The 7,814-nt window shown below is 64.3% G+C and carries 6 protein-coding genes; 4 read left to right on the forward strand and 2 right to left on the reverse strand.

The window, feature by feature from the left end:
- From FJZ36_16955 to FJZ36_16970, 4 genes are all read left to right on the forward strand, one after another.
- Positions 1 to 2,347: ATP-dependent helicase (locus FJZ36_16955; GenBank protein ID MBM3216588.1), on the forward strand; the 2,347-nt coding region annotated here is incomplete at its 5' end.
- 207 nt (positions 2,348 to 2,554) lie between these two features.
- Positions 2,555 to 3,757 (forward strand): sigma-70 family RNA polymerase sigma factor, encoded by a 1,203-nt coding sequence (locus tag FJZ36_16960; protein ID MBM3216589.1) that lies wholly within the window; start codon positions 2,555 to 2,557, stop codon positions 3,755 to 3,757.
- Positions 3,758 to 3,827: 70 nt separating this feature from the next.
- Positions 3,828 to 5,306, forward strand: coding sequence for a hypothetical protein (locus tag FJZ36_16965; GenBank protein MBM3216590.1), 1,479 nt, complete (start codon positions 3,828 to 3,830; stop codon positions 5,304 to 5,306).
- The gene (locus FJZ36_16970) at positions 5,299 to 6,726 is read left to right on the forward strand and encodes a sigma-54-dependent Fis family transcriptional regulator (GenBank protein ID MBM3216591.1); all 1,428 of its coding nucleotides are present in this window, start codon (positions 5,299 to 5,301) and stop codon (positions 6,724 to 6,726) included. Before FJZ36_16965 ends, FJZ36_16970 begins: the two co-directional genes overlap by 8 nt.
- Positions 6,727 to 6,750: 24 nt before the next feature.
- Here FJZ36_16970 and FJZ36_16975 read toward each other — a convergent pair whose 3' ends face one another.
- Entirely contained in the window at positions 6,751 to 7,659 is a 909-nt protein-coding gene (locus FJZ36_16975) for a sugar phosphate isomerase/epimerase (protein ID MBM3216592.1), read from the reverse strand.
- 41 nt (positions 7,660 to 7,700) lie between these two features.
- Positions 7,701 to 7,814: 5-deoxy-glucuronate isomerase (locus tag FJZ36_16980; protein MBM3216593.1), on the reverse strand; the 114-nt coding region annotated here is incomplete at its 5' end.

The following is a 7,814-nucleotide window of genomic DNA, read 5'->3' on the forward strand; positions in this document are numbered from 1 at the left end:
GCTCGTGTCGACGACGAACGTCGAGAGGCTCCTCCGCTTGCGCCTCGAATCGTCCGGCTTTTTTGCGGCGCGGTTCCGCGAGTGCGCCGGCATCGCCCTCCTGCTCGCGCGCAGCCGTCCGAACCAGCGAATGCCGCTGTGGCTGAGCCGACTCAAGGCGCAGAAACTGCTGGACGCCGTCATGCGGCTCGACGACTTCCCGATCCTGCTGGAGACTTGGCGTGCGTGCATGGTCGACTCCTTCGATCTGACGGCACTGCGGCAGATGCTGACCGAGGTCGAGTCGGGAGCCATCGCCTGGACAGCGATCCGCACCAGCGTCGCCAGTCCGCTCGCGCAGTCGCTCTCCTGGGGTCAGATCAGCGAGTACATGTACATGGGCGACGTTCCGTCGGCCGGAAGACCGTCGCGGCTGCGGGACGACCTGCTGCGAGAGCTGGTCTTCAACGCCGGGCTCCGTCCGACCGTGCCGCGCGATATCGTCCGCGCCTTCGAGGAGAAGGCGCAACGGCTCGCTCCAGGATACGCCCCGCAACCGGGACGCGATCTGATCGACTGGCTCCGCGAGCGTCTGTGGGTCCGACAGTCCGAGTGGGGGCGGTTGCTGGCAGCCATCGAGCGTGACGAAGGCGCGGATGCCGCGTCTGTAGCGCATTCCGTCGCAGGTCGCGCCGTGCGCATCGCCAACCCGGACGCTGCGGAACCGGCGATCGTGGCGGTCGAATCGCTGCCGCGACTGATGGCGGCGATACCGATGCCGTTGGAGTGGATGCAGCCGATTGAAGGCGACTCGCGGTTCGAGGCTCAAAACTGGACCGCCGGCGAGACCCCGGAGGAGGACTCGGACGAGGCGCTCTCGTCGGTCGTCGCGGAATGGCTCCGGTTCTACGGGCCCGTCTCGCGGGAGTTCGTCGCCGATTCGCTTGGGATACCCGCTGCCCGCGCGTCGCTCGTGCTGGAGGACCTGGTAGACACCCAGGTCGCCATCGTCGGGTCTCTCGTGATGGACGAGGGCGACGAGTCGATCTGTGACAGTGAGAACTTCGAAGTCCTACTGCGGCTCGCGCGCGCGGCATCGATGCCGGCGTTCAATCCTCTGCCGGTCAAGTCGATCCCGTTGTTCCTCGCGTCGATCCAGGGCATTGCCGAAAGAGCCAACGATGAAGACGGACTGCACCGGCGTCTCGAGCAGCTCATCGCCTATCCGGCTCGCTCCGACGCATGGGAGTCGGACATTCTGCCGGCGCGCGTCGCCCACTACTCGACGACGCTGATCGACGCCGTGCTCCAGCGAAGCGAGATGCGCTGGGTCGGATCGGCTGACCAGCAGGTGCTCTTCTGCTACGAGGATGACGTCGATCTGCTGGCTGCCGACGAGCCGGGACCGGAGAACGTGGAACAGACATCGGAAGCCGCACCGGCAGGCGATATCCGTGACTTCTTCGCCGACCGGCTCGGACGGTACGACTTCATGACGCTTCTGCGCGGAGCCTCGCTGACGCCGTCGCAGATGGCGGAGCGGCTCTGGTCGGCAGTATGGCGCGGCGAGGTAACGAACGACACGTTCGCCGCGTTGCGCAAGGGCTTGGAGACGGGATTTCAGGCGCCGACCATGACGGATGGCGCAGGCGTTCGCAGCCGGTCTCGTAGCGGGCTCATGTCGGGGCTTCGTACCGTGTCGGTTCCAGGAAGCTGGCTGCTCCTGCCGACGCGTCACATGGAGTCGGACCCGGTCAGCGACATGGAGCGATCCAAGGACCGCGCGCGAATCGTGCTGGACCGTTACGGCGTCGTATTCCGGGAGCTTCTCGCTCGGGAGGCGTCGGGATTCCGATGGTCGGACGTATTCCGCGCCCTTCGTGTCATGGAACTGTCGGGGGAGATCGTCTCCGGCTGCTTCTTCGAGGGGGTTCCAGGGCTCCAGTTCGCGACGCCTCATGCCCTCCACCGCCTCCGGCGCGCTCTGCCGGAGGATGCCGTTTTCTGGCTGAACGCGACCGACCCAGCCTCGATGTGCGGCGCGTCCATCGACGCGTTGCGGGCAGAGCTGCCGAAGCGCCACGCCACGACCTACGTCGTCTACCGTGGCTCCCGCCTCATCGCCTACTACCAGCGTTCCTGCCGCGATCTGCACTTTCGCATCGCCGCCGCCGACCCTTCACTGCGCGCTAGCCTGTCGCCCATCGTGCATCTGCTGACCCGCCCATTCGCGCCTCTGAAGCGGATCGTCGTCGAGTCCATCAATGGGCAAACCCCGGCGGAGAGCCCGTACCTGCCGGCACTGCGCGGCGCGGTCGAAGTGGTTCTGGACTACAAGAGCGTGGTGCTCTACAGAGCCAACACGTAGATACACCGCATTCGACGGACCGCCAGGGTTGGACTGGACATAATGTCCATGCGATGGCGGGCGATCAGGGCTCTACCTTCACTTGATCGACAAAATGTCCGAGTTTGGGGACAACGGGTTGGACACCGAACGGACGCACACCCTCATGTGAATGAGGCAATAGCCGACGGGCGCTGATCCTGCAAGGGTCCCAGCCGTGGTTGGCGCATGGCTTCGGACGTGGCACGGTTGTTGCCAGTTGGTATATACTCGATAGGGCAAGCTCGCCAGTGTGAGGAGGATTGCATGTCCGCCGTTACCACGATGTCGACGGCAGGCAGAACCGGTGGGACGCTCGAACTCGACCGCGACGAACTCGGATCCCTGCATGCTTCGGCGCAGGAACCGTCGAGCAAGTCGTCGAGTCACCCGGTCTTCGCGGCTTACCTGCGCGAGGTCTCCAAGGAAGACCTGCTGACCCGGTCCGAAGAGCTGGCTTTGTTCACGACGATCCGCAACGCGCGGGATGCGGCGTGGAGCATCCTGACCTCGCTCGAACACCACATGTCTCCGGCTGAGCGGCGTCGATTGCACGCGAGGACGCTGCGCTACGAGGAGATGGAGCGTCTCTGGACCGACCTGCCTCGCGAAGCCAAGCACGAACCCAGCCAGAAGTCGTTGGTGACGCTTTATAGGGCGTTCAACGAATGGCAGCGGGCTCGTGAGCATCTGCTTAAATCGAATCTGAGACTCGTTATCTATACGGTCAAGCGGTACCGTAACGAGCCCTCGGTGTTCATGGACCTGATCCAAGAGGGCAATATCGGCTTGATGCGTGCCATCGACCGGTACGATCCCGACCGTTCGTCGAAGTTCAGCACGTATGCCCTTTGGTGGATTTGGCAGGCTGTGAACCGCGCCTACGCCAAGAACGCGTACACGATCCGCATCCCGTCCTACAAGGTGCAGCAGGTTGGGCGATATCGTCGCCAGAAGCAGGCGCTGGCATCGCATCTCGATCGCACTCCGACGGACGACGAAGTCGCCGAAGCGGCGGGACTCTCGGCGGAGGAAGTGCAGCAGGTGACGGACATCCAAGCCCGGTCCGTATCGCTCGACGAGTTGACGGGCGATGAGATGATGAGCCTGTCGGAATACCTGACGTCTGCCGACCAGAGCCCGGATGCCGAAGCCATCCATCGTGACCTAGGCAACGATCTGCGATCAGCCCTCGAGAGCCTGCCCAGCCGCGAAGCGCAGGTGTTGCGATGGCACTACGGCGTCGATTCGGAGGTCTATACGCTCCAGGAGATCGGCGCGAAGCTCAACGTCAGCCGTGAACGCGTGCGCCAGTTGGAGCAGCAGGCGATCCGCCGGATCCTGGAATCCGAGACAGCGCGCCGGCTCGAAGACTATCACGCTTGCGACTAGCGCGTTCCCTCTGAGTCTGTTGCTGCGATTCCATCGTGCGCCCTTGCGTCTCCGCGATCCGTAGGACATAATGTCGCACTCACCTGAGACACGGGAGGGCGACATGGAGACGGTACCGGGCAGCGACTTGACGCGCGACGTGAATCGGTCGCACGACTCCGAGACGACACGGACCGTTCCGCCAGCGGCTTCACAGGACCCGAATCCATCCCGAGCTGCCGACACGTCCAGGCGGCACTCCAGAACGCGCATGTTCCTGAGCCTGACCGATGACGACTCGGACCGGTTGCGCGATCTCCGACCACTAGTGCAGTTACGAGTCGATGAGATCGTCGAGCGGTTCTACGTTCATCTGCGGCGGTTCGAGGAGACGCGGCGCTACGTCGAGAGCGCTCAGATGGCGGAGCGTCTTCGCGCCCTGCAGCGTGATTACTTGCTCCAACTGTTCGAGGGGGTCTTTGACGAGGCGTACTGCCAGCGTCGACGGGACATCGGTCGAGTGCACCATCGGATCGGGCTCGATCCCAACTGGTACATTGGCGCCGTGCAGTTGTACCAGTCGATCCTATTCCCGATGGCGGCGGACCACCTGGCTTCGAGTGGCAGAGCCGCCGATGAGGTCCTGCCCTACTTGCTGGCGATTTCGCGCGTGCTGATCTTCGATATGGGGATCGCGCTGGAGGCGTATTCGGAGGCGCTCCACCAGCAGATCCTGTCCGAGAAGGAGCAATTCGCCATCCTGACGACGAAGCTCCAGGAATCCAACGCCGCGCTGGCGGAACTCACGGGAAGGCTCGAACACGAGGTTCGCGACCGGACGTCGGCTCTGTTCGAGTCCCAAGAGCGGCTGGTCCAGTCGGAGAAGATGGCAGCCATCGGCAAGATGGCGTCGCAGATGGCGCATGAGATCCGCAATCCGCTCAGTTCGGTGATACTGAACCTGGAACTGCTGTCGGACGAGCTGGATGCCCTGGATGGCTCCCACGTGGACGAAGCCAGGGCTCTGCTGTCGAGCGTGTTGCAGGAAGCCGGCAAGATGAACGACACGATCCGCGACTATCTGAACATGGGTCGTATGCCGCAGGTGCGACTGGAACGGGTCGATCTGCCGCCGCTGATCCGGCAGCAGATGGGGTTCCTGTGGCCCGAGCTCAGGCAGGCGAGGGTGACCGCGTACCTCGACCTCGCGGACGTGCCGCCGGTCATGGCGGATGCCGAGCAGTTCCGCCGCGTCCTGCTCAACCTCGTGCGAAACAGCCTCGACGCGATGGCGGATGGAGGCGAGTTGCGGGTCGCATGCTCGCGTCAGGACGACGGACTGGTGATCCGCGTTGCCGACTCCGGGGCGGGGATCCCGCTTTCCGTGCGCGACCAGATTTTCCAGCCGCTCTTCACGACGAAGGAAAAGGGATTGGGCATGGGGCTGTCATATGTGCGGGAGGTGGTTCACGCCCACGGCGGAACCATCGAGTGCGAGGACGGCAACGGAGCCGGCGCGACGTTCCGCATCGTGCTGCCCTGCCCCAAGGAAGCCGACGACGATGCCTGAGCGCTCCCAAGACCCAGCCCCAACCGGCGCACTGCCGAAGTCGCCGCCCTTCGGTACCGACGACGGCGCCCGACGCTCGGTCCTAGTCGTCGACGACGAGGACTCCGTCCGCGAATCGGTCGCCCGGATCCTCCGCAAGGAGGAAACCGAGGTCAGAACCGCTCGAAGCGGCGAGGAAGCGCTGGAGCTGATACGAGCCGAAGTGCCGGACCTCCTGTTGACCGACTTCAGGATGCCTGGCATGGATGGCATCGAGTTGTTGGTTGCGGCGAAGCGTGTCGCGCCTGAGATGCAGGTCATCGTCATGACGGCGTTCGGCACGGTCGAGAGCGCGGTACGCGCCATGAAAGAGGGGGCGGACGACTTCATCGAGAAACCGTTGTCACGTGGCGTGCTCGTGCCGATCGTCATGAAGGCGCTGGAACGCCGAGTGCTCGTCGCGGAGAACCGAATCCTGCGCGACGAGCTGGAACGCACACGAGGCGTGCGGAACGTGGTGGGTCAGAGCTCAGGGGTTCTCCGCATCCTGAATCTGATTCAGCAGGTCGCGCCGACGACCGCGACGGTTCTGATTCAGGGCGAGACGGGCACCGGCAAAGAGGTGATCGCCAGAGCGATCCACCAACTGAGTCTCCGCCGCGACAAGCCGTTTGTGACGGTGAACGCGGCGGCGCTGCCGGAAACGCTGATCGAGTCCGAGCTGTTCGGATACGAGAAGGGCGCATTCACCGGTGCGACCGGGCGGCGCATCGGACGGTTCCAGCAGGCGCACACGGGGACGCTGCTGCTGGACGAAGTCGCGGAGATGGTTCCGCACGTGCAGGTCAAACTGCTGCGTGCCATCCAGGAAAGCACGATCGAGCCCCTCGGCGGGTCGCGCCCGATCCCGGTGGATGTGCGACTGATCGCCGCGACCAACCAGGATTTGGAGCGAGCCGTCGAGAATGGGTCGTTCCGCGAGGAGCTCTATTACCGGCTCAACGTCGTCCGCGTCGAGCTTCCGCCGCTTCGGCAGCGTCGGGAAGACATCCCACTACTGGTGCACCACTTCGTGCGTCGCTACTCGGAGCGCAACGAGCGACCCATCCACGGCGTCGAGACCGCCGCGATGCGGGCTCTCACGAACTACCACTGGCCCGGCAACGTCCGCCAGCTCGAGAACGTGATCGAGCGCGCGGTGATCCTCTCGACCGACTCCGTCATCACCCCGCGCGATCTTCCGCCGGAGCTCACGGCAAACGGCGACGCCCCTTCAGACATCCTACACATCCCACTCGGGTCGTCGATGGACGATATCAAGTCCGCAGCCATCCAGGAAACACTTCGGCGGGCGGAAGGCAACAAGGAACTGGCAGCGAAGATGCTCCGCATCTCCTCGCGCACGGTTCACCGGTGGGTTCGCGACCACGAAGGCGCTTAGCCCGGTTCGTGTCCGTTCTTCCCGCTACAGACGTGCCCACGCCTCGATGAGCGTGCGCTTCGCGTTCGCGAGAACCAGCGCTGCGCTCTGCCCAGGCAGCGCCTTCACCTCGAAGCTCAGCAACGGCGGGTCCTCCGACGGTTCCAGGTAGCCGATGTCGAGCAGAACCTGAAGGAACTCGGCAACTTCGTCGACGCCGTTCTCGCCGCCAGCGATGCCGAAGTGCGGATGGAGATCGCCGTAGGCTGGGTGCGAACGGTCGCCCATCACGCAGTTGCCGATATGCGCGTGAACCAGGTATGGCTGCGTGGTGTGCAGCGCCTTGTACGGCGATTCGAACTGCAGAGGCAGGTGGGACAGGTCGATGAGCAGTCCGAAGTTGCCACGGTTCACCAGCTCGGCGAGTCGGACGGCTTCTTCGGAGGGCCCGATCAGCGCGCGTTTGTCGATCGTCCGGTCGAACGTCTCCAGCGTGATGCCGATGCCGCTCGGGTGGGCATAGTCGCACAGGTCCTGCAGTGACGACGCGAGGATCGCCGTGGCTCGCTCGCGATGCAACTCTCCAGGATCGGGCCCGCTGAGGATCGCGACGCTCTTGGCTCCGAGCTCGACCGCCTCATCGACGCAATCGCGGAGCGCGGACAGGGCTCGGATCCGGTCGTCCTCGTCGAGCGCGTTCAGGTTCAGCTTGCCCGAGAGGATCACCGGCTGGGCAGCGTATGCCAGCGCCATGCCGGAGACATCGACCACGGCTTTGACCTGGCGACGAACGTTGTCGTCACGCACCGACGTGATCTCGATCGCGTTGAAGAAGGGGTCCTCGGCGATCCGCGTGACCGTCTCCAGGATGGGCCCTTCTCCCGACATGCAGTCCGGGAACGCCATGAAGTGCACGACACCGATGCGCATATATTCGTACATCGAAGCGTTCATACCACGCCTTTCCGAGTCGTGGGACGTCCCGCCCGCGATGGCTACTTCTTCACCCACGCGTGCTGCGGGTCGTCGTACGGAATGAGCTTGCGTCGGTCGCCGGCGAGCATCCACAAGTAGTACAACTCGTACCCGGGAGCCGCCGCGACGGGGTG

The sequence above is a fragment of the Candidatus Poribacteria bacterium genome (genome assembly GCA_016866785.1).
Classification (GTDB): domain Bacteria; phylum Poribacteria; class WGA-4E.

Bases quoted from the DNA above. Each gene is read 5' to 3' on its own strand.
- FJZ36_16970 (MBM3216591.1), top strand. From the start codon at position 5,299: ATGCCTGAGCGCTCCCAAGACCCAGCCCCAACCGGCGCACTGCCGAAG.
- FJZ36_16960 (MBM3216589.1), top strand. From the start codon at position 2,555: ATGGCTTCGGACGTGGCACGGTTGTTGCCAGTTGGTATATACTCGATA.
- FJZ36_16965 (MBM3216590.1), top strand. From the start codon at position 3,828: ATGTCGCACTCACCTGAGACACGGGAGGGCGACATGGAGACGGTACCG.
- FJZ36_16975 (MBM3216592.1), bottom strand. From the start codon at position 7,659: ATGAACGCTTCGATGTACGAATATATGCGCATCGGTGTCGTGCACTTC.